This is a genomic window from Streptomyces fagopyri (assembly GCF_009498275.1).
GTDB classification, from domain to species: domain Bacteria; phylum Actinomycetota; class Actinomycetes; order Streptomycetales; family Streptomycetaceae; genus Streptomyces; species Streptomyces fagopyri.
Window position 1 is genome coordinate 1,938,358 of sequence record NZ_CP045643.1, and the last position, 21,216, is coordinate 1,959,573.

19 protein-coding genes and 2 tRNA genes are annotated in these 21,216 nt (G+C 72.6%); 12 read left to right on the plus strand and 9 right to left on the minus strand.

The window, feature by feature from the left end:
- Positions 1–5: 5 nt before the first annotated feature.
- The 3 genes from GFH48_RS08235 to GFH48_RS08245 form a co-directional block, all read right to left on the minus strand.
- Positions 6–77 (minus strand) — tRNA-Asp (locus GFH48_RS08235).
- Between the two features lie 31 nt (positions 78–108).
- Positions 109–180: transfer RNA gene (locus GFH48_RS08240), tRNA-Ala, on the minus strand.
- Between the two features lie 195 nt (positions 181–375).
- Positions 376–624, minus strand: a complete 249-nt coding sequence (locus GFH48_RS08245; RefSeq protein WP_194280530.1) for a WhiB family transcriptional regulator — start codon at positions 622–624, stop codon at positions 376–378.
- A 282-nt stretch (positions 625–906) separates the two neighbouring features.
- Between GFH48_RS08245 and GFH48_RS08250 the strand changes: the two genes are divergently transcribed.
- Positions 907–1,698: a VOC family protein gene (locus GFH48_RS08250; protein ID WP_153287637.1), complete on the plus strand. Its 792-nt coding sequence runs from the start codon at positions 907–909 to the stop codon at positions 1,696–1,698.
- Between the two features lie 293 nt (positions 1,699–1,991).
- Here the strand turns inward: GFH48_RS08250 and GFH48_RS08255 are convergent, their stop codons facing one another.
- A complete protein-coding gene (locus tag GFH48_RS08255; RefSeq protein WP_153287638.1) occupies positions 1,992–3,038 on the minus strand; it encodes a LacI family DNA-binding transcriptional regulator in 1,047 nt (348 codons plus the stop codon).
- A gap of 139 nt (positions 3,039–3,177) precedes the next feature.
- Positions 3,178–4,200: a non-homologous end-joining DNA ligase gene (gene ligD / locus GFH48_RS08260; protein WP_153287639.1), complete on the minus strand. Its 1,023-nt coding sequence runs from the start codon at positions 4,198–4,200 to the stop codon at positions 3,178–3,180.
- 74 nt (positions 4,201–4,274) lie between these two features.
- Between ligD and GFH48_RS08265 the strand changes: the two genes are divergently transcribed.
- Both GFH48_RS08265 and GFH48_RS08270 read left to right on the plus strand, forming a co-directional pair.
- Positions 4,275–5,345 carry an ATP-dependent DNA ligase gene (locus GFH48_RS08265; protein WP_153287640.1) on the plus strand — a complete coding sequence of 357 codons (1,071 nt, stop codon included), beginning with the start codon at positions 4,275–4,277 and terminating at the stop codon, positions 5,343–5,345.
- 316 nt (positions 5,346–5,661) lie between these two features.
- Positions 5,662–6,657 (plus strand): DUF3048 domain-containing protein, encoded by a 996-nt coding sequence (locus tag GFH48_RS08270; RefSeq protein ID WP_407698703.1) that lies wholly within the window; start codon positions 5,662–5,664, stop codon positions 6,655–6,657.
- 297 nt (positions 6,658–6,954) lie between these two features.
- Here GFH48_RS08270 and GFH48_RS08275 read toward each other — a convergent pair whose 3' ends face one another.
- A complete protein-coding gene (locus GFH48_RS08275; protein WP_153287641.1) occupies positions 6,955–7,419 on the minus strand; it encodes a MarR family winged helix-turn-helix transcriptional regulator in 465 nt (154 codons plus the stop codon).
- Positions 7,420–7,669: 250 nt separating this feature from the next.
- Here GFH48_RS08275 and GFH48_RS08280 point away from each other — a divergent pair, with 250 nt between their 5' ends.
- From GFH48_RS08280 to pcaDC, 6 genes are all read left to right on the plus strand, one after another.
- Positions 7,670–8,452 (plus strand): CoA transferase subunit A, encoded by a 783-nt coding sequence (locus GFH48_RS08280; protein WP_153287642.1) that lies wholly within the window; start codon positions 7,670–7,672, stop codon positions 8,450–8,452.
- The gene (locus tag GFH48_RS08285) at positions 8,452–9,096 is read left to right on the plus strand and encodes a CoA transferase subunit B (protein WP_153287643.1); all 645 of its coding nucleotides are present in this window, start codon (positions 8,452–8,454) and stop codon (positions 9,094–9,096) included. The genes GFH48_RS08280 and GFH48_RS08285 overlap by 1 nt, the downstream gene beginning before the upstream one ends.
- Before the next feature lie 187 nt (positions 9,097–9,283).
- Entirely contained in the window at positions 9,284–10,054 is a 771-nt protein-coding gene (gene pcaH / locus GFH48_RS08290) for a protocatechuate 3,4-dioxygenase subunit beta (protein WP_153287644.1), read from the plus strand.
- A gap of 2 nt (positions 10,055–10,056) precedes the next feature.
- On the plus strand, positions 10,057–10,620 hold the full coding sequence (pcaG, locus tag GFH48_RS08295) for a protocatechuate 3,4-dioxygenase subunit alpha (RefSeq protein ID WP_153287645.1): 564 nt from the start codon (positions 10,057–10,059) through the stop codon (positions 10,618–10,620).
- A 134-nt stretch (positions 10,621–10,754) separates the two neighbouring features.
- Positions 10,755–12,101 carry a 3-carboxy-cis,cis-muconate cycloisomerase gene (gene pcaB / locus GFH48_RS08300; RefSeq protein WP_153287646.1) on the plus strand — a complete coding sequence of 449 codons (1,347 nt, stop codon included), beginning with the start codon at positions 10,755–10,757 and terminating at the stop codon, positions 12,099–12,101.
- Complete coding sequence (gene pcaDC / locus GFH48_RS08305) at positions 12,098–13,303, plus strand: bifunctional 3-oxoadipate enol-lactonase/4-carboxymuconolactone decarboxylase PcaDC (RefSeq protein WP_153287647.1); 1,206 nt, start codon at positions 12,098–12,100, stop codon at positions 13,301–13,303. The genes pcaB and pcaDC overlap by 4 nt, the downstream gene beginning before the upstream one ends.
- 18 nt (positions 13,304–13,321) lie before the next feature.
- Here pcaDC and GFH48_RS08310 read toward each other — a convergent pair whose 3' ends face one another.
- Entirely contained in the window at positions 13,322–16,003 is a 2,682-nt protein-coding gene (locus GFH48_RS08310) for an ATP-binding protein (RefSeq protein WP_153287648.1), read from the minus strand.
- A 411-nt stretch (positions 16,004–16,414) separates the two neighbouring features.
- On the opposite strand from GFH48_RS08310, the gene GFH48_RS08315 reads away from it, so the two are divergent.
- Positions 16,415–17,431: a DUF2510 domain-containing protein gene (locus tag GFH48_RS08315; RefSeq protein WP_153287649.1), complete on the plus strand. Its 1,017-nt coding sequence runs from the start codon at positions 16,415–16,417 to the stop codon at positions 17,429–17,431.
- Positions 17,432–17,601: 170 nt separating this feature from the next.
- On the opposite strand, the gene GFH48_RS08320 is transcribed toward GFH48_RS08315, so the two are convergent.
- The gene (locus GFH48_RS08320) at positions 17,602–18,216 is read right to left on the minus strand and encodes a TetR/AcrR family transcriptional regulator (protein ID WP_153287650.1); all 615 of its coding nucleotides are present in this window, start codon (positions 18,214–18,216) and stop codon (positions 17,602–17,604) included.
- A gap of 222 nt (positions 18,217–18,438) precedes the next feature.
- Between GFH48_RS08320 and GFH48_RS08325 the strand changes: the two genes are divergently transcribed.
- Together GFH48_RS08325 and GFH48_RS08330 are read left to right on the plus strand one after the other, a co-directional pair.
- Positions 18,439–19,281: a phosphatase PAP2 family protein gene (locus GFH48_RS08325; RefSeq protein WP_153287651.1), complete on the plus strand. Its 843-nt coding sequence runs from the start codon at positions 18,439–18,441 to the stop codon at positions 19,279–19,281.
- Positions 19,278–20,258 (plus strand): DMT family transporter, encoded by a 981-nt coding sequence (locus GFH48_RS08330; RefSeq protein WP_153287652.1) that lies wholly within the window; start codon positions 19,278–19,280, stop codon positions 20,256–20,258. The genes GFH48_RS08325 and GFH48_RS08330 overlap by 4 nt, the downstream gene beginning before the upstream one ends.
- Positions 20,259–20,331: 73 nt before the next feature.
- Here GFH48_RS08330 and GFH48_RS08335 read toward each other — a convergent pair whose 3' ends face one another.
- Complete coding sequence (locus tag GFH48_RS08335) at positions 20,332–21,177, minus strand: phospholipid scramblase-related protein (RefSeq protein WP_153287653.1); 846 nt, start codon at positions 21,175–21,177, stop codon at positions 20,332–20,334.
- Positions 21,178–21,216 lie beyond the last annotated feature (39 nt).

Genomic DNA, 21,216 nt, shown 5'->3' on the forward strand with positions numbered 1-21,216 from the left:
TGTCGTGGCCCCGGCCGGATTCGAACCGGCGTATCCGCCTTGATAGGGCGGCGAGTCTGCCTCTGCTCTACAGGGCCCCGTTCCCCCGGCCGGACGGTCCGGACGCAGCCCGGGCGGCCGGATTCGAACCGGCGTATCCGTTTTGCCAAAACGGCGAGTCTGCCTCTGCTCGACACCCGGGCGCGCCAGCGGATCCTAACCGCACTCCGGCCGCGCCGGCACATCGTTTGTCGGGCCGCCGCGCCAAATCGAAGCGCGCCGATCGGGGGCACCGGCCACGGGGAGGCCGTGGGTGCCGGTGCCGGTTCGCCGGATCGCGGGTGGGGAGAGTGGTGTCGGTGTGATGCGGAGCCGTCCGTGTGGGAGGGCGCCCGGTCAGTGGCGGTCCGCGCGCCGGAGGCTGAGCCGCTCCTTCTCGGAGAGACCACCCCAGACGCCGAACCGCTCGTCGTTGTTCAGCGCGTATTCGAGGCAGGCCGGGCGCATCGCGCACATGCCGCAGATGCGCTTCGCCTCACGCACCGAGCTGCCCGGCTCGGGAAAGAAGAACTCTGCCCCGGTCTGCGCGCACAGCGCCTGCTCCTGCCAGTCGGAGTCGGCCGGGATGATGGTGTCGGTGTGCATGCCGTAGAGCGTGCCCCGCGTCGAAAAACGTTCGATCAACGCCGGATCAACGCCACGTTCCGATCGCTCCGGCGGCCCTGATGATGCTCCCGCCGACCGCACGGGAGCACGGCGGCGCGCGGGCGCCGCGCAAACAAAACAAACATTCCCGGTCACCCCTGGTGACCGGTGCGGTCGTTCGTGGCACGGCCCGCGCCGGGACCCGCGTCCCCACAGCGATTGTCAGTGGGCGGTGCAAGACTCGGCGGAGCAGACAACGGGACCCCTCAAAGGAGGGCATTCATGCTCACCACCCGCTTTGTTTCCGGCGCTCCGAACTGGCTCGATATCGGCACACCCGACATCGAGGGCGCCACCTCCTTCTACGGAGGCCTCTTCGACTGGCAGTTCCAGTCGGCGGGGCCCGACGCCGGCGGCTACGGCTTCTTCCAGCTCGCGGGGAAGACCGTCGCGGGCGGCATGCAGAGCACCGCCGAACAGGGCCCGCCCTCCTGGACGGTGTACTTCCAGACCCCCGACGCGGAGGCCACCACCAAGGCCGCCGAGCAGGCCGGGGGCACCGCGGTCTTCCCGCCCATGGATGTCATGGGCGAGGGCCACATGGCGATTCTCACCGACCGGGCGGGCGTGCCCTTCGGCCTCTGGCAGCCGGCCAGGACCAAGGGCGTCGACGTGGCGGGCGACCCCGGTTCGCTGTGCTGGGTCGAGCTCTACACCCCGGACATCGCCTCGGCCGCCGCGTTCTACAACTCCGTGTTCGGCTGGGAGACCTCGGCCGCGCCGTTCCCCGGCGGCACGTACACCTGTGTCAACCCGGCCGGGGCCGAGGAGACGGACATGTTCGGCGGCGTCGTCCCGCTGGCCGACGACCCGACCGAGGCCGCGTCCGGTGCGTACTGGCTGCCGTACTTCGCGGTGACCGACACGGACGCGACGGTCGCCAGGGCACAGGAGCTGGGCGGCACGGTCCGTATGCCCGCCACGGATCTGGAGGGCGTCGGCCGTATGGCCAAGCTCGCCGACCCGTACGGTGCGCGCTTCGCGGTGATCAAGAGCGCCCCGCGGCCGAGCTGATCCCGGCCGCGGCGATGCCGGGCACACCCGGGCCGGCCGACCCCGCCCAGGGGCCGGCCGACCCGTCGGGGCCCCCTGCGCACCCGTCCGCGGCGGCCGTGCCGGCGCGGTCGTCCAGTCCCCGGCCGGGCGGACCGGCGGCGGTCCTCCTGACCCTGGCCGGCCGGTCCGGCGGTGGCCGGCCCGTCGCTCCGGTCACCGCCGGACCGGCCGGCGGTCGCTCCCGTCGTCGCGCGGCCCCGCCGCATGGTGCCGACTCCGACTCCGGCGGCGCGCCGCGCCGCCCCGTCCGGCTACGCGGAAGCCCGCCGTACCAACGTCGTCGGCAGGACCACATCGGAGGGGCCGCGCACCGCGCGCTCCTTCGCCGTCCGCCGGTCGAGATCGCGCAGGAGCAGACGGGCCATCAACCGCCCCATCTCCTCTATGTCCTGACGGACCGTGGTGAGCGGCGGATCCGTCTGTTCCGCCACCGGCAGCATGTCGTCGAACCCGATCACCGCGACGTCGTCCGGCACCCGCCGCCCCCGCTCGCGCAGCACCCGCAGGGCTCCCGCGGCGGACAGGTCGTTCGCGGCGAACACCGCGTCGACGTCGGGGCAGCGGTCCAGCAGTTCGCGCATCGCGCGCTCGCCGCCCGCCGGGGTGAAGTCACCCTCGACCACGAGCCGCGGATCGGCGTCGGCCATGACGTCCCGGAACCCGTCGAGCCGGTCGACCGCGGAGGTCTGGTCGAGGGCGCCGGTGATGTGCGCGACGCGCGTGCGCCCCAGCGCGACCAGGTGGCGTACGGCCGCGCGGGCACCGCCCCGGTTGTCACTGTCGACGTACACCGGGGCCGCGGTGTCGCGGGTGCCGTCGCCCCAGCCGGGCCGTCCGCCGAACACGGTCGGCACGCCCGCGCCGTGGATCAGTTCGGGCAGCGGGTCGTCGAGGTGCAGCGAGAAGACGAGCGCGCCGTCGACGTGTCCGCCCGCGAGGTAGCGGCCCACGCGCGCGTGGTCGTCGCGGCCCTCCGTCAGCAGCAGGACGAGCTGAGAGTCGTGCGCCGTCAACTCCTTGCTGATACCTCGCAGTTGGAGACCGAAGAAGGGGTCGGCGAAGACCCTCGTCTCCGGTTCGGCTATGACGACGGCGACCGCGTCGTGGCGCCGGGTGACCAGGCTGCGGGCGGCCTGGTTGGGAACGTAACCGAGTTCCTCGACGGCCTGCCGGACCCGTTCGACGAGTGGTTCGCGCACTCCGTCGCCGCCGTTGACCACGCGCGACGCGGTGGCCCGGGAGACCCCCGCCCTCGCGGCCACGGCCTCCAGTGTGGGGCGCGACACTGTCTCGGTCACCTCAGGGCTCCTCCTCGGCGGTTGCCGATCAGGATAGCCCCGGGAACCGCCCGATGAGAGCGCTCCCGGCGCCCGGGGCGGCACCCCCGCCCGGCGGGAACGACCGGCCGCCCGTCACCCGCACCGTCGAACCGCCGGTCTACGCCTCGCCTTCGGCGCGCTTGGCCCGGCTCGGCTGCACCCGCTTCGGCTCGCCCGGCATCTTCGGGTACTCGGGCGGATAGGGCAGATCCCCGAGACCGTGGTCGTGCTCGTCGCGGGCCGCCAGTTCCAGCAGCGCTTCCAGGGAGAAGGCGTGGTCGTCCATGTCCGCGTGCACATCGCCGAGTTCGGCGAAGCGCTTCGGCATGGTCGCCAGGTCGAAGTCCCGGGGGCGGGCCTCGGGCACCTCCTCCCAGCGCAGCGGCGCGGAGACGGGGGCGTGCGGACGGGGACGTACGGAATAGGCGGACGCGATGGTGCGGTCCCGGGCCGTCTGGTTGTAGTCGACGAAGATCTTTTCGCCGCGCTCCTCCTTCCACCAGGCCGTGGTCACCCGCTCGGGCATCCGGCGCTCCAGTTCACGCCCGGCGGCGATGGCGGCGCGGCGCACCTGGGTGAAGGTCCAGCGCGGCGCGATCGGCACGAAGACGTGCAGGCCGCGGCCGCCGGAGGTCTTGGGCCAGCCGCGCAGGTCGCCGTACTCGTGGAGAACCTCGCGCAGTTCGTGGGCCGCGCGCACCGCGTCCTCGTAGTCCGTGCCGGGCTGCGGGTCGAGGTCGATACGGAGTTCGTCGGGGCGGTCGACGTCGTCGCGGCGCACCGGCCACGGGTGGAAGGTGAGCGTGCCGAACTGCGCGGCCCAGAGCACGGCCGCCACCTCGGTGGGGCACATCTCGTCGGCACTGCGTCCGCTGGGGAAGGTGATGTGGGCGGTCGGGATCCAGTCGGGCATGTTCTTGGGCGCCCGTTTCTGGAAGAAGTTCTCCCCCTCGACTCCGTCCGGGTAGCGCTCCAGAGTGGTGGGGCGGTTGCGCAGGGCGCGCAGGATGCCGTCGCCGACGGCGAGGTAGTACTGGGCGAGATCCAGCTTCGTGAAGCCGCGCTCCGGGAAGAAGATCTTGTCCGGGCTGGACAGACGTACGATCCTGCCGGCTGCCTCGAGTTCCACCGCTTCGCCCATGCGGGCCACGGTAGGCGCAGCCCGCCTGCCCCGCACACCGGGCGAACCGCTCCGTGCCGCCGGAGAATCGGACCATGGATCTACCGGTGATGCCGCCCGTGAAGCCGATGCTCGCCAAGTCCGTGGCGAAGATCCCGCCGGACATGCACTACGAGGCCAAGTGGGACGGGTTTCGCGCGATCGTGTTCCGCGACGGAGCCGAGGTCGAGCTCGGCAGCCGCACCGGCAAGACGCTGACCAGGTACTTCCCCGAGCTGGTGGAGGCGCTGCGCGAGCGGCTGCCGGAGCGCTGTGTGATGGACGGCGAGATCGTGATCGCCAGGGACGGCCGGCTCGACTTCGACGCGCTCACCGAGCGCATCCACCCGGCGGCCTCGCGGGTACGGACGCTGGCGGAGAGGACCCCCGCCTCCTTCGTGGCCTTCGATCTGCTCGCGCTGGCCGACGAGTCCCTGCTCGACCTGGGGCTCGTCGACCGGCGCGCCCTGCTGACGGCGGCGCTGTCCGGGACGACGGCCCCGGTCCATCTGGCACCGGCGACCACCGACCGGGAGGTGGCGGAGCGGTGGTTCGAGCAGTACGAGGGCGCCGGGCTCGACGGAGTGATCGCCAAGCCGCTCGACCTGCTGTACCGGCAGGACGAACGGGCCATGTTCAAGATCAAGCACGAGCGCACCGCGGACGTCGTCGTGGCGGGGTACCGCTTCCACAAGAGCGGTCCGATCGTCGGATCCCTGCTGCTCGGGCTGTACGACGACACGGGCACCCTCCAGCACGTCGGAGTGAGCGCCGCCTTCCCCATGAAGCGGCGGGCCGAGCTGGTGACCGAGCTGGAACCGCTGCGCATGGAGGACGCCGAGCGGCATCCCTGGGCCGCGTGGTCGCAGGAGTCGGCGCACGAGTCCGCCCGGTTGCCGGGCGCGCCCAGCAGATGGTCGGCGAAGAAGGATCTCTCCTGGGTGCCGCTGCGGCCGGAGCGGGTGGCGGAGGTGGCGTACGACCACATGGAGAACGGCGTACGGTTCCGCCACACCGCCCGCTTCCGCCGCTGGCGCCCGGACCGGACCGCCGAGAGCTGCACGTACGGCCAACTGGACGAGCCCGTGGGGTACGACCTCGCGGAGATCCTCGGGCCGCCGGGCTGACGACCGCGCACCGGGTTTCCCGCCGGGTCCGTCCGGCTCGGTCCCGCCCGGCCGTCGTCTTGTGCGGCCCGGCCCTCGTCCGGTCCCGCCCGCCGGTCGCGGGCGCCGGTCGCGTCCGCGGGTCTCGTTCGCCGGTCGCGTCCGCGGGTCCCGTTCGCCGATCCCCCGGGCGGGCCCTCGCCCTCGGGTCCGCGGCGGATCGATCCGTGCGCCGATCGGCCCGCTCACCACGCACGTCCGCAAAACGAACGGGTATGAGCACCGATGAACCTACGAACATACAATTGGTGGCACGGGACGGGGTGACACGGTGGGCATACGACGGAAGGTGTCGACGCGGCGCGGCGCGATGGCAGCGGCGCTGCTGACGGTCGCGGCGATGGGCTCCCTGGCGACGGGCTGCGGGTCGGGCGGCGACGCGTCCGCCGACGGAGGCGCCCGGACTCCCGGCCAGAGCCGGACGCCCGCGCCGGGTCCTGGTCACGCCAGTGCCGACAGCGTCGGCTCCCTCCTCGCCGTGAAGATCGACAACGTGGGGCCGGCCCGCCCCCAGACGGGCCTCGACGCGGCTGACATCGTGTACGCGGAGCAGGTCGAGGGCGGCCTGAGCCGGCTGATGGCGATCTACGCGACCCGGTTCCCCAAGGCGATCGGACCGGTGCGCAGCGCACGCGAGTCCGACCTGGAGCTGTTGCGCCAGTTCGACGAGCCGACGCTGGCCTTCTCGGGCGCGCAGCACAAACTGCTGTCGGTCATCGACAAGGCACCGCTGCGGCCGGCACCGCCCGAGCAGAACGCGGCCGCCTACTACCGCGGCACCGCCAAGCCCGCCCCGCACAATCTCTATCTGCGGCCCGCCCGGCTGTTGCGGTCGGCCCCGGGCGCCGCCGCCCTCACCACCGGGTTCCGCTTCGGCGCGGCCCCCGCGGGAGGCAGCCCGCTGACGTCCCGGACGGTGCGTTTCCCGGCCGCCCGCTTCACCTTCTCCTGGTCGGCGAGCGCACACCGCTGGCTGGTGTCGATGGACGGGACGCCGACGGTCACGACGGACGGCAAGAGGGTGGCTCCCGCGACCGTCGTCGTGCAGTACGTGAAGCTGGTCAAGTCGAAGTACCACGACGTCCTCGGCAACAACACGCCCTTCACACAGACGGTCGGCTCGGGCACCGCGAAGGTGCTGCGCGACGGCAGGGTCTTCGACGCCGAGTGGAAGCGGCCGGCCGCGACGGACGGCACGGAGTTCACGACGAACGACGGCGCCCCGATGAACTTCGCGAGCGGCCAGGTGTGGGTGGTCTTCGCCCAGGCGTGAGCGCGGCGCCCCCGCGACCGGGCCGCGTCCTCGCCCACCCCCACCCCCACCGCGGAGCGCTCGTCGGTCCCGGCGCGGGCGCGCCCGCGCCGGGACCGGAGGGCCGCCTGTAGCCGCCACGGAAGGGTCGCCCGTCGGGTCCCGGCGCAAGGACCCGCCGTTCCCACCGCCAGGGCGCCTCGACCGGCCAGACCACGCGAGGTCATGCCGGGTCATGCCCGGTCGTTCGCCCGGCCTTTGCCCGGTCGTTCGCCCGGACGGGGCCGTCCCTTCCCGCCGGGCGGCGTCCGGCGCGGCCTATCGCGGGGCCGGCAGGGATTCCGCCGGGTTGCGCAGCCCCTCCGCGGCGTCCGACACCCGCCGGATGAGGTCGAGGAACACGGTCTGCTCCTCGGCGGAGAGCGGAGCCAGGAAGATCTGGTTCATCCGTGCCGTACGCACGGTCAGCTTGCGGTGGGTGCGTGTCCCGTCCTCCGTGAGGCGCAGCAGGGAGCGTCGGCCGTCCTGCGGGTCGCGCACCTTGTCGAGCAGGCCCCGGCGGCCGAGCCGGCTGATGACCTCGGCGATGGTGGAGCGGTCCAGGCCCACCCGCTCCCCCACCGTGCGCTGGTCCAGCCCCGGCTCCGCGACGAGCGCGTTCAGGACCGCGAACTGCGGCGAGGTGATCTCCTCGGAGACCATCGTGTTCCACAGCAGGTAGTGCGCCTGCTGCAACCGCCGGGCCAGGTGCCCGGGGTGGGTGGAGAGGTCCACCGCGGCCATATGCGCTCCAGAGGTCGGCGGCACGGTCGTATGCCCAGCATTTTTTGGTATGTGTACTGAACGATATCGCCCGCATCCCGGCCTGTCTCCCGCCCGGATCGAACCCCAATCGACTGCTTGCGAGGACTCTTGACGACAGGACGGCCGGATGGCAGCGTGAACGAAGTCTTGAGAAAATACTCAGTGCCCTGACTATTTGCGTCCTGTTCGATGACGGCACGGGACGCTCGGGAGAGAGGGGGCTCCACGGATGGACAAGGTGGTCGCCACGGCCGCTCAGGCGGTGGCCGACGTGCCGGACGGCGCGACGCTCGCGGTGGGCGGGTTCGGGCTGAGCGGCGTACCGAACGTGCTGATCCAGGCCCTGTACGAGCGCGGGTCCTCCGGTCTGGGGGTGGTCTCCAACAACTGCGGGGCGATGGAGTCGGGCCTCGCGGTGCTCCTGGCGGCCGGGCGGATCGCGCGGGTGACGGGTTCCTACATCGGGGCGAACAAGGAGTTCGCCCGGCAGTACCTGGCCGGGGAGCTGGAGGTGGAGCTGATCCCGCAGGGGACGCTCGCGGAGCGGCTGCGCGCGGGCGGCGCGGGGATCCCGGCGTTCTTCACTCCGGCGGGGGTGGGTACACAGGTCGCCGACGGCGGACTGCCGTGGCGCTACGACGGCCGGGGCGGGGTGGCGGTGGCCTCCCCGCCGAAGGAGGTCCGTGTCTTCGACGGGGCCGAGTACGTGCTGGAGCGCGGGATCCGCACGGATTTCGCCCTGGTGCGGGCCGCGAAGGGCGACCGGCACGGGAACCTGGTGTTCAACAAGTCCGCCCGCAACTTCAACCCGCTGGCCGCGACGGCCGGGCGGGTGACGGTCGCCGAGGTCGAGGAACTGGTCGAGCCGGGGGAGATCGATCCGGACGCCGTGCATCTGCCCGGCGTCTTCGTGCAGCGCGTCGTCGCCCTCACTCCGCGGCAGGCCGGCGCGAAGATGATCGAGAACCGGACGGTCTCCCCGCCCGCGGCCGGTGGATCGGGGGGTGCGTGATGGCGTGGAGCCGACAGGAGATGGCGGCCCGTGCGGCGCTCGAACTGCGCGACGGGCAGTACGTGAACCTGGGGATCGGACTGCCGACGCTGATCCCCAACCATCTTCCCGCGGGGGTGGAGGTGATCCTGGAGTCGGAGAACGGGATCCTGGGCACCGGCCCCTACCCGACCGAGGACCAGGTCGATCCGGATCTGATCAACGCGGGGAAGGAGACCGTGACGGTCCTGCCCGGCGCCTCCTACTTCGATTCGGCGCTGTCGTTCTCGATGATCCGCGGCGGGCACATCGATGTAGCCGTGCTGGGCGCCATGCAGGTCTCGGCAGGGGGTGACCTGGCGAACTGGGCCGTCCCGGGAAAGATGATCACGGGCATCGGCGGCGCGATGGACCTGGTGCACGGGGCCCGGACGGTGATCGTGGTGATGACCCACACCGCGAAGGACGGCTCGCCGAAGATCCTTCAGGAGTGCGCGCTGCCCCTCACCGGCAAGGCCTGTGTCGACCGGGTCATCACCGACCTCGCCGTCCTCGACATCACCGGTGACGGTCTCGCACTGGTGGAGACGGCGCCCGGCGTCACCGCCCGGGAGGTCGCCGCCAGAACCGGCGCCGGACTGCTCATCCCGCGGGAGTTGTCTTGAGGTACGGCCGCGTCGTCCACGCCGACCGCACCCCGCCCGATGCCTCCGGCCCGTCCACCACCCGCCTCACCGGACACGCCGGGCCCCGTCGACCCGTCCGCAAGGACTCCGGCACCGGCGTCGCCGCCCTGTGTGCCGGAGTCCGCCAGGACGTCGCCGCCGGCCTCGCACGAGAGGAAGCCCCCGCATGGCTCTCACCCAGTCGGACATCGACGCCGAGATCAAGGACCGGCAGGACGCGTACGACAAGGCCGTCGCCGCCGGCGCTCCGGTCCGCCACCATCCGGCCCGCGACTACGCCCCGTACCGTGGCTCCCTGCTCCGCCACCCCCGGCAGCCGCTCGTCGCGGTCGAGGGAGGCGACCCGGAGACGGTCGAGCTGTCGGGTCCGGTCTTCGGCGTCACCGACATCACCGAGATCGACAACGACCTGACCCGGCAGCACCGGGGCGAGCCGGTCGGCGAGCGCGTGACCGTCTCCGGCCGGCTGCTGGACCGCGACGGGCGGCCCGTGCGCGGCCAGCTCGTCGAGATCTGGCAGGCCAACGCCGCCGGCCGCTACGCGCACCTGCGCGAACAGCACCCGGCGCCGCTCGACCCCCACTTCACCGGCGTGGGAAGGACCCTGACGGATGATCAGGGGCGGTACCGGTTCACGACGGTCAGACCGGGACCGTACCCGTGGGGCAACCACACCAACGCGTGGCGGCCCGCGCACATCCACTTCTCCGTCTTCGGCACCGCGTTCACCCAGCGCCTGGTGACGCAGATGTACTTCCCCGGCGACCCGCTCTTCCCGTACGACCCGATCCTGCGGTCCGTGACGGACGGGTCGGCCCGCAACCGGCTGGTCGCCGCCTACGACCACGCTCTCTCCCAGCCCGGGTTCTCGCTCGGCTACGCATGGGACATCGTCCTCGACGGTCCCTCCGCCACCTGGATCGAGGAAGGCCGTTGAGCATGACCGAGCGGTTGCTCCCCACCCCGTCCCACACCATCGGCCCCTTCTACGGCCACGCCCTGCCCTTCCCCGGCGGCGAGCAGGTGGCGCCCCCGGGGCACCCCGACACGATCACCGTGCACGGGTACGTCTTCGACGGCGCGGGCAGACCGGTACCCGACGCCCTCCTGGACTTCTGGCAGGCGGCGCCCGACGGCTCGCTGACCGGCGCCCCCGGCTCGATGCGCCGCGACCCCTCGACGGGCGGATTCCTCGGCCGCAACGGCGTCGACTTCACGGGCTTCGGGCGGGCCGGTACGGACGCGGACGGGCACTGGACCCTGCGTACGCTGCCGCCGGGCAACGCCGGGCTGCCGTACCTCAGCGTGTGCGTGTTCGCGCGCGGTCTGACGCACCACCTCTTCACCCGCGCGTATCTCGCCGACGGCGCGGACGCGCTGCTCGACTCGCTCCCGGCGGACCGGCGCGCCACGCTGATCGCGGCCGGCGCGCCGGACCGCACGTACCGTTTCGACATCCGTCTTCAGGGCGAAGGCGAAACGGTCTTCCTGGAGTTCCAGTGACACCTGCCGACCCCGCCGATCCCGCAGGCTCCGTCGATCCCGTCGATCCCGGCGACCCCGGTGCTCCCGGTGCTCCCGGTGCTCCTGATGCTCCCGATGCTCCCGATGCTCCCGGCGACCGGCACGATCGTGGCGTGTCCGGCGCGTCCGGCGACCGGGGTGACCCCGACGGCATCGACGCCGGTCTGCTCGCCCCCGGATGGGCCGGCTCCCCCGCGTCGGCCTCGACCTCGGACCGGGCGTTCCTACAGGCGCTGATCGACGCGGAGACGGCGCTGACGCGGGCCTGGGCCGGACTCTCCCTGGCGCCGGCCGCCGCCGCGTCGGCCCTGTCCGCGGTCACCGCCACGGACCTCGACACCACGTCGATCGCACTGCGCGCCCGGCACGGCGGCAACCCGGTGATCCCACTGGTCGCCGATCTGACAGCGGCCGTGGGCGGCGAGTACGGCCCCTACGTCCACCGCGGCGCGACCAGCCAGGACATCATGGACACCGCGATGATGCTGGTGGCCCGGCGCACGCTGCGGCCGGTCCTCGAAGACCTCGAACGCACGGCACGGGCGCTACGGGTTCTCGCCGCCACCCACCGGGACACGGTGCTGCCGGGGCGGACGCTGACGCAGCACGCGGTCCCGACGACCTTCGGACTGAAGGTGGCGGGGTGGCGCGCGCTGGTCCTGGACGCCCGGGACCGGCTGGCCGCCCTGCGTCTCCCTGCCCAACTGGGCGGCGCGGCAGGCACTTTGGCCGCGTTCGCCTCGTTCGGTGCCGACGACCCGCAGGCCCTCGTCTCCTCGTACGCCCGGGAACTCGGGCTCGTGGAACCGGTGTTGCCGTGGCACACCCTTCGCACCCCGATCGGTGACCTCGCCGGCGCGCTGGCCCTGACGGCCGGAGCCCTCGGCAAGACCGCGGCCGACGTGCTCACCCTCTCCCGTACCGAGATCGCCGAGGTCGCCGAGGGAAGCGGCGGCGGGTCGTCCGCCATGCCGCACAAGGCCAACCCGGTGGCGGCCACACTGATCGCGGCCGCCGCCCGGCGCGCACCGGGGCTCGCCGCCACCCTGTACGCGTCGATGGCCGCCGAGGACGAACGGCCGGCCGGTGCCTGGCACGCCGAGTGGGAGCCGTTGCGTGAGCTGCTGCGGCTGGTCGGCGGTGCCGCCCGCAACGCGGCCGAACTGACAGAGGGACTAAGGGTGAACGCGGACGCCATGCGTGAACACCTGGGCCTCAACCATGGGTTGATCGTCTCCGAGCGGCTGGCCGTCGAGCTCGCCCCCGTGCTCGGACGGGCCCGCGCCAGGGATCTGCTGGCCCGGGCCGCCGAACGGGCCGTCACCGAGGGCCGACCCCTCGTGGACGTACTGGACGAGGAGCCGGCGCTCAAGGACGTCGACCTGGCAGACCTCACCGACCCGGCCCGCTGCACGGGCTCCGCCGGAGCCCTCACCGACCGTGCCCTGGAGCGACGTTGAAGACCCATCCCGAAGGCAGGCTGCCGTACTACCGCGCCGAAGGGGCCGCCACCGCTCCCCCACTCCTTCTCGGCTCCTCTCTCGGCACGTCGACCGCTCTGTGGGACGAGGTCGCGCCCGAGCTGGCCGTCACCCACCGGGTGGTGCGCTGGGACCTGCCGGGGCACGGAAGGTCCCCCGCGGACCTGATCGGGCCCGGCGCGACCGTCGCCGACCTCGCCGCACTGGTCCTCACCCTCGCGGACGCGCTCGGCGTCGACCGGTTCGCCTACGCGGGCGTCTCACTCGGCGGCGCGGTCGGTCTGCACCTCGCCGTGCACCACCCCGACCGGGTGGCCGCTCTCGCCGTCATCTGCTCCTCGGCCCACTTCAACGGCTCCAAGCCCTGGGAGGAGCGCGCTCGCACCGTGCGCGAAGAGGGACTGACCGCACTCGCTGAGAACGCGAACTCCCGCTGGTTCACGCCCGGTTTCAGTGTTCCGCGGCTCATCGAGGACCACCGGACCGCGGACCCGGACGCGTACGCCGCCTGCTGTGACGCGCTCGCCGCCTTCGACCTGCGCGACCGGCTGACGTCGATCACCGCGCCGACCCTCCTGGTCGCCGGCCGTGAGGACCCCGCGACACCGCCCGCGCATCTGCGGGAGATCGCGGACGCGGTGCCCGGCGCCTCGCTCACCGAGATCGCGGGTGCCTCACACCTGGCGCCCGCGGAGCGTCCCGAGGCCGTACTCACCGCACTGCGGGGGCACTTCGAGGGATACCCGGCACGCGGCACGGCGGTACGCCGCGAGGTTCTCGGCGACGCGCACGTGGACCGCGCACAGGCCCGGCAGACCCCGTTCACCGCCCGCTTCCAGGACTTCATCTCGCGCTATGCGTGGGGAGAGATCTGGACGGACCCGACGCTGTCCCGCCGCGAACGCAGCCTGGTCACACTGACGGCGCTGGTGGCACACGGCCACCTCGACGAGCTGGCGATGCACGTCCGGGCGGCGCGCCGCAACGGCCTGACCCCCGAACAGATCGGGGCGGTGCTGCTCCAGACAGCCGTGTACTGCGGTGTCCCGGCGGCCAATTCGGCGTTCGCCGTGGCCCAGCGGGTCCTCGACGAACTCGATGGGCCCGGTGCGCCCGACAGCGATGAAGGCGGTGAACCCGGTGAACCCGATGCGGCGACGACCCGGAGGACGCCTGAGTGATCCCCGCTCGGCGGCCGGCTACCGCAGTCCGCGACCCGTCGCCAGGACCTCCTCCGCCTTGGCGACCAGTCCGTCGGCCCCGCACGAACGCGCCAGCGTCAGGCCCTTGTTGAGCTCCGAGGCCGAGCGTGCCGCGATGCCGTACTCGACACGGGCCGCCGCGTGTTCGTACTGGCAGGGCGAGGCCTCCAGATAGGCGACGGCCTGCGCCGCGAGGCGCACCGCGCGCTGGCCCGACTCGAGGGCCGCCGCACAGCGCAGTGCCTCACCGATGGCGGTGTCCGTGCCGAAACGCTCGGCGCGGCTCCGGGCGTCGACGGCCAGAGCGGCGGCGCGCACCGGGTCCTCCGACGCGAGCGCGCGGGCGAGGTCGATCGACCAGGGCGCCATCACCGTGTTGTGGTGGCCCCGTACCGCGGAGGCCTTTTCGGCGGCTTCCAGTTCGTTGACGCCGTCCTTGACCCGGCCGACGGCGATCAGCAGCCGGCCGCGTACGGAGCGGGTGTCGGGCAGCACGATGGTGGTCGGGTACGGCGGTGCGAAGCCGTACTGCTCGGCGATCGCCCAGGCTTCCCCGACGTCACCGCGGGCGAGCAGTGTGTCGACGAGTCCGCAGGTCGCCGACCAGTACAGGGGCAGCCCGCGTCCGACCCGCTCGGCGATGCGCAGGGACTCGCGCAACGTGGTCTCGGCGTCCCTCAGCCGGCCCCGCCTGCGGTGGGCGAGACCGACGAAGGCGTGGGCCAGGGAGAGATGGCCACCGCTCCAGCCGGCGGTCGTGTACGAGCGCAGTGCCTCCGAGAAGAGGCTCTCCGCCCGGTCCAGCCGGTCGGCGTAGGCGTACGAACTGCCCAGCATCATCAGGAGTTCGACGCCCCACTCGCTGTCGGTCCAGCCGAGTCCGGGTGCCAGGCGGCCGTTGACGAGGGACCGGTCGCAGAGTTCAACGACCTCCTCGGCGTTCTCGCCCCGGGTCATCGCGTCGAAGCCGCGCAGTATGAGCAGGGCCCGCTCGGAGTTGTCGCGTCCGGCGCAGGTCGCCGCGAGTTCGGCGAGCCCCCGCGAGCGTCCCGGCACGTGGTCCTCGCCCGCGTGGATGCCCTCCCACATGTAGTGCACGGCCTGCAGCCGCATCCGGGCGGGGCCGGGGTCGAGTCGGGCGGCCTCCGCGTCGACGGTGCGCACGGCCTCGTCCAGTTGGTTGTTGTGGACCAGTGCCTGGGAGAGGCGGAAGACGGCGTCCACCCGCAGATCGCCCGTGAGGCCTGCCCGTTCGAGCGCGGCGCGCAGATGGCCGATCGTGACGGCGGGCGCGGTCAGGAAGGTGGCACAGCCCAGTTCGTAGAGCACGCGCGCGTGGACGTCGGGGAGCGGAGGCTCTCTGAGCGCGCGCTCCAGACAGCGCCGGGCCGCGTCGGGCGCGCCGACGGCGAGGTGTTCGCGGGCCGCCTCGCGCATCTGCTCGACGAGCTCGGGGTCGTCGTCCGGGTGCACTTCGAGGAGGTGGCGGGAGGCGGCCGCGGCGCCGCGGCCCGACTCGGTGACCGCCCAGGCGGCCTGGCCGTGCATCGCGGTGCGCAGCGCGTCGGGGATCGACCGGTAGACGGCGCTGGCGATCAGAGGGTGCACGAACTCCAGCTCACCACCCGCCAGTTGGCGACTCGTCGGTTCGGCGTCGGTGAGGATGCGGGCCGCGCCGAGCAGTTCGGCGCAGCGCTCGGCCTCGTCGAGTGGCATTCCCGCGAGCTGGGCGGCGAGGTCGAGGGAGATGCCCGTGCCGAGTATCGCGGCAGCCCAGGCGAAGCGGGTGGCGTCGATACCGAGCCCTTCGAGGCGGGCGACGAGTCCGCGGCCGCGCGCCGAGCGGTTCAGGGCGCGCAGTTCGGCGGCCGACGCCTCGACCGGTTCCAGATCGGTGTCCTGCACCTTGGCGAGGAGTTCGACGGTCTCGTAGGGGTTGCCGCCGGTGACCGCCCACACCTCGCGGCAGAACGGAGCGTCCGCGTGCTCGCCGAGGGTGGCGCGGGTCAGTCCCGCGGTGGCGTCGGGGGTCAGCGCGCTGAGGGTGACGATCGGGCGGGCCGCGGCGGCGACGGCGTCGAGGTGACGGGCCCGCTCGCCGGTGGCCTCGCCGGGGCGGCGGGCGACCACGACGAGGACGGGCAGGTCGTCGAGGCGCTCGGCGAACGCGGCCAGCCAGCGCAGGGTCTCCTGGTCGGCCCACTGCGCGTCGTCGACCATGAGGACGAGCGGCCACTCGCGCTTGGCCAGCCGTCGCACGGCCGCGACCAGTCCGTCGCACACGCCCTGCGGGTCGGCCTGGCGGTCGCCCGGTTCGGCGATACCGAGAGCGGGGCCGGCGATGTCGTACCAGTCGCCCAGGTATTCGCGGGCCTCCTCCGGCATCAGGGACACGATGGCCGGCTGGAGGAGCTGCCGTATGACGTTGAAGGGGACGGAGGTGACGGTCTCGCCGCCGCGGGCCGACCACACCGTGCAGCCCCTGGTCTCGGCCGCCCTGCGGACCTCGGCGAGCAGCGCGGTCTTGCCGATGCCCGCCTCCCCGCCGAACACCAGCAGACTGCCCGTGGACGAGGCGTCCGCACGCAGCGCCTCGACGGCCCGTGCGACGTCCGCGATCTCCGTCTCGCGCTCCCAGAGGGACGCCGAGGCCGCCGGTTCCGGCCGCGCCTGCGTCATACCGCTACCTCCCCAGGCCGCACGGACGACGTACAGGAATCGAGCCTAGCCGCCTCCGAGCCGATGCGGAGGTGGGTCGGGGCACCTGTTGCCGGGACGGGTGACCGTGCTCACTCGAAGGCGACGCGACACGGTGCGGGGCGGGGGCGGGAAGGCCGTGGGAGGCCGGCAGCCGTCGGCTCTCCCGTTCTCGGGCTCGGTACGGTGTCGAGTGAAACTCCTTACGGACGCGGCGAGTTGGCCGGGCGCGGGTGGCCGGCCCGACGCGCGGGAGGCCGTACGAGGCGATGGCGAGGCAAGGACGACGACGGTGCGCGCCGACGCGTCCCGGGCGCGGGTCGCGGTCTCCGCGGACGGTGCGGCGGATGCCCTCTCATCCGCCTTTCACCCGGGGCTCATACGGTGGGGTCCATGACCCAGGTGACTCCCCCCGGCTGGTATCCCGACCCCGGGCAGACAAGTGACAGTCCCGCCACCGAACGCTGGTGGGACGGCAGTGCATGGACGGAGCAGACCCGCCCGCTCGGGTCCGGTGCCGCGTGGGGTCCCCCGGGACAGCCGCCGGCCGCCGGGCCGTATCCGGTCCTTCCTCCCGGGCCGCGGCGGCGCGGGCTGCGCACCGGCGTGGCCGTCGTCGCCGCGATCGCGGTCCTCGCGGGCATCGGGGGTGGTGTGTACGCCCTCACCAAGAACGACGGGAACGGCGGGAGCGACGCCGGCGCCCAGCGGCCCGGCGGGCAGAACGGCCAGGGCGGATTCGGCGGCGGCCGGAACGGCGGCGCGGGCGGGCCGGAGGGCGGCTCCGGCGGCGGCTCGGGCGGATCAGGCGGCTCCGGCGGCGGCTCCGGGGGACAGACCCCCGAGCCCGGTCCGTCGGGGGTGCCGCAGACCGAGGACGGGTACGCCACGGACGTGTCCAGCGGCATCAGCCTTCCGGTGCCCGCCGACTGGACCGGCCAGAGCGGCATGGCGAGCGCGGTGCTGTCGACCAAGGACACCTACAAGTGCCCCGGCGACACCACGCAGAAGTGTCAGCGCGGCGGCGCGTACTCGGCGCCCGCCCGCTACCAGGGCATCAAGTCCACCACGGCGGAGGCGGCGGCCAAGGAGGACATCTCCAAGAACGCCCAGGAGTCCTACGGCAAGGGCTACGGCAAGATCACCTCGCACACGGAGCTCGCCTCCAGGGCCGTCACCGTGGCCGGTGAGAAGGGGTATCTCGTCCGCTGGAAGGTTGTCACCAGCAAGGGCGACGACGGCTACGTCGAATCGCTCGTCCTCCCCGCCCCCACCGACCCCAAGTCGCTCGTCGTCGTCCGCTTCGGCGTCGACGCCGGCTCCAAGGGTCCCCAGCAGTCCGTCATCGACGACATCACCAAGGGCATCAAGGTGGCGTCCGGAGCGGGCGGCGCCGGACAGAACGCCTGACCGCGGCGCCCGCGCCGCCCGCGGCCGCCCCCGGACACAGATCGGCCGGGTGGGGTGCCCCTCCGCTCAAGAGGAACCCCACCCGGCCGGGGGGTGCGCGCCGCCCCCGTCCCCACGGTGCGGCGCGAGCAGGCCGACGTCCGGTCATCCCGCGGACGGCGACCTGGGTCTCAGGTCAGGCCCAGTGCCGGAATCACCACGGCCTCCACGAACTGTGTGACGTACGCCGCGTCCGCGTACTCGCCCTCGAGGACCGGACGCACCCGCACCACACCGAACAGCTGCGCCGGGATGAACTCCAGCGCCGGGTGGTCGGCGGGTACCTCGCCCCGTGCGACCCCGCGGGCGATGATCTCCTTGACCGCGCCGATCTCGGGCTCGATGAGCGCCTCGCGCAGGGCCTCCTGCAGTTCCTTGTCCTGGAGCACGGCGTGGCCGAGCGCCTGGAGCAACTGGGTGTCGCGGCTCGACCAGTCACCGGCGGCCCGCGCCATCGCGCGCAGATCACCGACGAGCGAGCCGGTGTCGATCCCCGAGAACCGCGGGCACTGGTTGGCGCGCAGCGCGGCGGCCACGAACTGGGGCTTCGTCTTCCACTGCCGGTACAGCGTGGACTTGCTGCACCGTGTGCTCGCGGCCACGCCCTCCATGGTGAACGAGTCGTATCCGCACGTACGGATCTGTTCGAGCACGGCGTCGTAGAACTCCTGCTCACGCTCGGGCGTGATCTTGGAGCGGCGCGAGGCGACGACCGACTCCGGTCCCTCCGCGGCCTGCGACGTCATGGGGGTTCTCCTCGCTCGTGCGGGTGGTCCGTTTCACAGAGTCTAATCGATACGCCAGTGTACCGGAACGCATTGGTATCGGTACACTGACGTATCGGTACACTGTCGTATCGATGAGCCTTGGACAGGATCCACCCCACTGTCGAACAGACGCCGAGTGGCTCCTGTCCTGGGCTCACCGCACACCACCGCACACAAGAACGTCAGCAAAGGGGCCGGGGGATGGATTCCCGAACCGAGCCTGCAGAACCGGAGCCCATCGCGGCCGTACGGCGACCGTCGCGGCGCGACACCGTCGCGCGGCCGCCGCTCGTCCGTGAACTCCTGCTCGTCACAGGGCTCTTCGTCGTCTACAAGGTCGGCCGGCAACTGGCCACCGGACACACGGCGGAGGCCTTCCGCAACGCCGGCCACGTCTGGGACTGGGAACGGACCCTGCACCTGCCGGGCGAGAGCGCCGTACAGGGCGTGCTGCTGCACAGCGACACCCTGGTCCACGTGGCGAACGCCTACTACGCGACCGTCCACTTCCCGGCCACGGCGGCCTTCCTGGTCTGGATGTACCTGCGGCGCCCCGTCCACTACGTGTGGGCGCGCCGGGTCCTGGCCGTGATCACCGCCGCCGCCCTGGTGCTGCACCTCACCTTCCCGCTCGCACCGCCCCGGCTGCTCGCCGTCGCGGGCCTGGTGGACACCGGACAGGTGTACGGGCCCACGGTGTACGGAGCGCACCCGGCCGCCGACGAGATGGCGAACCAGTTCGCCGCGATGCCCTCACTGCACTTCGGCTGGGCGCTGATGGTGGCGATCGGCCTGATCGCCGCGACCCGCTCCCGCTGGCGCTGGCTGTGGCTGCTGCACCCGCTGGTCACCCTGCTGGTGATCGTCGGCACCGCGAACCACTACTGGCTCGACTCCGTCGCCGCCGCCGCGCTGCTCGGTGTCGCCCTGGCCGTGATCCACCTTCCGCACCGGACCGAGACGACGGCCGGGCGCGCGCAGGAGCGCGCCGTCTCGGCAGACATCAAGGAATCCGTACCGGACCTCGTGGGGGCAGGACGATGAACGCCACTCTCGCCGCCGTCGTGCTGTCCTTGTTCTCGGCCGTCGCCTACGCCGCCGCGGCCGTGGCCCAGGAACGGCTCGCCTCCCGGACCACCGAACCCGGTGTCCTGACCATGCTCGGCAACGCCGCGTGGTGGTGGTCGGTCGCGCTCAACGCGTCCGCGGCGCTGCTGCACGTGGCCGCGCTGAAATACGGGACACTCACGCTGGTGCAGCCGCTCGGCGCGCTCACGCTGGTGGCCGCGGTGCCGCTCGGCGCACGGGTGGCCGGACGGCGGGTCAGCGCGGTCGAGTGGCGCGGTACCGCGCTCACCCTGGTCGGGCTGTCCGCCCTGCTGGTCACGGCGTCCGGACCCGCGCCCGATCACGTGCTGAGCGTGCCGCAGGCGCTGGCCGTGGCCGCGGCCACCTCGATGGCGATCGGCGCCCTGTCGCGGCCCGGCACCCGGCCGGGGCTGCGGCACGCGACCGCCTCCGGCTTCGCCTCGGGTGTCGCCTCGGCCCTCACCCAGACGGTGACGGTGGCCGTGACGGACCGGTCCGGACCGGTCCTCAGCGTCCAGGTCGTCGTGGTGGCGCTGCTCGTGGCGGCCTTCGCGACCGCCGGACTGCTCCTGTCGCAGACCGCCTACCGGGGTGGACTCGGCGCTCCGCTGGCCGTCGTGACGCTCGCCAATCCGGTCGCCGCCGCGGCCATCGGCCTCTCCCTGCTCGGGGAGCGGCTCCAGGGCGGCCCGGCGGGGCTGCTGCTCGCGGCGATCGGTGCGGCAGTGGCGTCCTGGGGAGTGGTGACGCTGTCGCGTTCGGCGCCGGAGCCCGTGCCCGCCGTCGCACCCGAGCCCTTCGAGGACGACGAGCACCCGGTCGCCGCGGTACTGGCACTGGAGGCCGAGGCCGCCAAGTACGCACCCTCGCTGATCCCGAACCAGCCGAACCCGGGGCACCTGACGAACCCGGGGCATCTGACGCCCCTGTGAGAGCCGGGCGGACGAGGAAGGGCGGCCACGGAGAGATCCGTGGCCGCCCTTCCTCGTTCGCGTGCGTGTCGGCTCAGCCGAGCCCGCGGGAGTCCTGCTTGAGCGCGGTGTCCACGGTCAGCGCCGTCGCGATGACGAGGCTGAGCAGCGGCTCGGGGAGCTGGTAGTGGATCTGCAGGACGTAGTTGTCCGCGGTGGTGAACATCGTCTTGGCGAGACCTTCCCAGGTCTTGGTGATCCGGGCGACCTCGTTGCCGCTGTGGTCGACGATGGCGAAGTTCCACGCACGCCAGTTCTCGGCCTTGATGGCGCCGACCTGCTGGCCGTTGACGTTGATCGCGAAGTTGATCTTCCCGATCATGTTCTGCTGGACGATCTCGCCGACGGGCTGCCCGTCCGCACGCTCGACGACCACCCGCGACTTGATGAACTTCGCGGGACGCGTGAGCCGCAGCACCGGCTGCCCGTGGGCGTCACGGATCTCCAGCTTGTGCGTCATGTACTGGTCGATGCTGGAGACGAAGCGCAGCGCCTTCTTCAGGCCGCTCTGACCGACCTCGACGACCGCGCCGAGCAGGTTGCCCTGCTGGTCCATGACCTTGTACTCGTTGGTCAGCTCGATCAGCTTGGCCTTCTGGTTCACCACCAGGACCGGCTCGGTGAACAGGGTGCCGCCTCCGGCACCGCTGGGCGCGACCCCGGCCTGCTGGTGCACCTGCTTCTGCACGCGCGGGTCGGGGGCCGCCGCCGGCTGTCCGTACGGCTGCTGTGCCTGCTGCGGAACCTGCTGTCCGGCCGGGGCCTGCTGGTCCGCATTCGTGTGCTCGGTCCACTGTGAGCCGTCCCAGTACCGGAGCGTCTGGGACGCCCCGTGCGGATCCGGGTACCAGCCTGCAGGAGTGTTCGAATGCGTGGTCACCGGGGCACACTACCCCGCATCGGCCCGAAATTGTCCCCT

Bases quoted from the DNA above. Each gene is read 5' to 3' on its own strand.
- GFH48_RS08245 (WP_194280530.1), bottom strand. From the start codon at position 624: ATGCACACCGACACCATCATCCCGGCCGACTCCGACTGGCAGGAGCAG.
- GFH48_RS08250 (WP_153287637.1), top strand. From the start codon at position 907: ATGCTCACCACCCGCTTTGTTTCCGGCGCTCCGAACTGGCTCGATATC.
- ligD (WP_153287639.1), bottom strand. From the start codon at position 4,200: ATGGGCGAAGCGGTGGAACTCGAGGCAGCCGGCAGGATCGTACGTCTG.
- GFH48_RS08265 (WP_153287640.1), top strand. From the start codon at position 4,275: ATGGATCTACCGGTGATGCCGCCCGTGAAGCCGATGCTCGCCAAGTCC.
- GFH48_RS08275 (WP_153287641.1), bottom strand. From the start codon at position 7,419: ATGGCCGCGGTGGACCTCTCCACCCACCCCGGGCACCTGGCCCGGCGG.
- GFH48_RS08280 (WP_153287642.1), top strand. From the start codon at position 7,670: ATGGACAAGGTGGTCGCCACGGCCGCTCAGGCGGTGGCCGACGTGCCG.
- GFH48_RS08285 (WP_153287643.1), top strand. From the start codon at position 8,452: ATGGCGTGGAGCCGACAGGAGATGGCGGCCCGTGCGGCGCTCGAACTG.
- pcaH (WP_153287644.1), top strand. From the start codon at position 9,284: ATGGCTCTCACCCAGTCGGACATCGACGCCGAGATCAAGGACCGGCAG.
- pcaG (WP_153287645.1), top strand. From the start codon at position 10,057: ATGACCGAGCGGTTGCTCCCCACCCCGTCCCACACCATCGGCCCCTTC.
- GFH48_RS08310 (WP_153287648.1), bottom strand. From the start codon at position 16,003: ATGACGCAGGCGCGGCCGGAACCGGCGGCCTCGGCGTCCCTCTGGGAG.
- GFH48_RS08315 (WP_153287649.1), top strand. From the start codon at position 16,415: ATGACCCAGGTGACTCCCCCCGGCTGGTATCCCGACCCCGGGCAGACA.
- GFH48_RS08320 (WP_153287650.1), bottom strand. From the start codon at position 18,216: ATGACGTCGCAGGCCGCGGAGGGACCGGAGTCGGTCGTCGCCTCGCGC.
- GFH48_RS08325 (WP_153287651.1), top strand. From the start codon at position 18,439: ATGGATTCCCGAACCGAGCCTGCAGAACCGGAGCCCATCGCGGCCGTA.
- GFH48_RS08330 (WP_153287652.1), top strand. From the start codon at position 19,278: ATGAACGCCACTCTCGCCGCCGTCGTGCTGTCCTTGTTCTCGGCCGTC.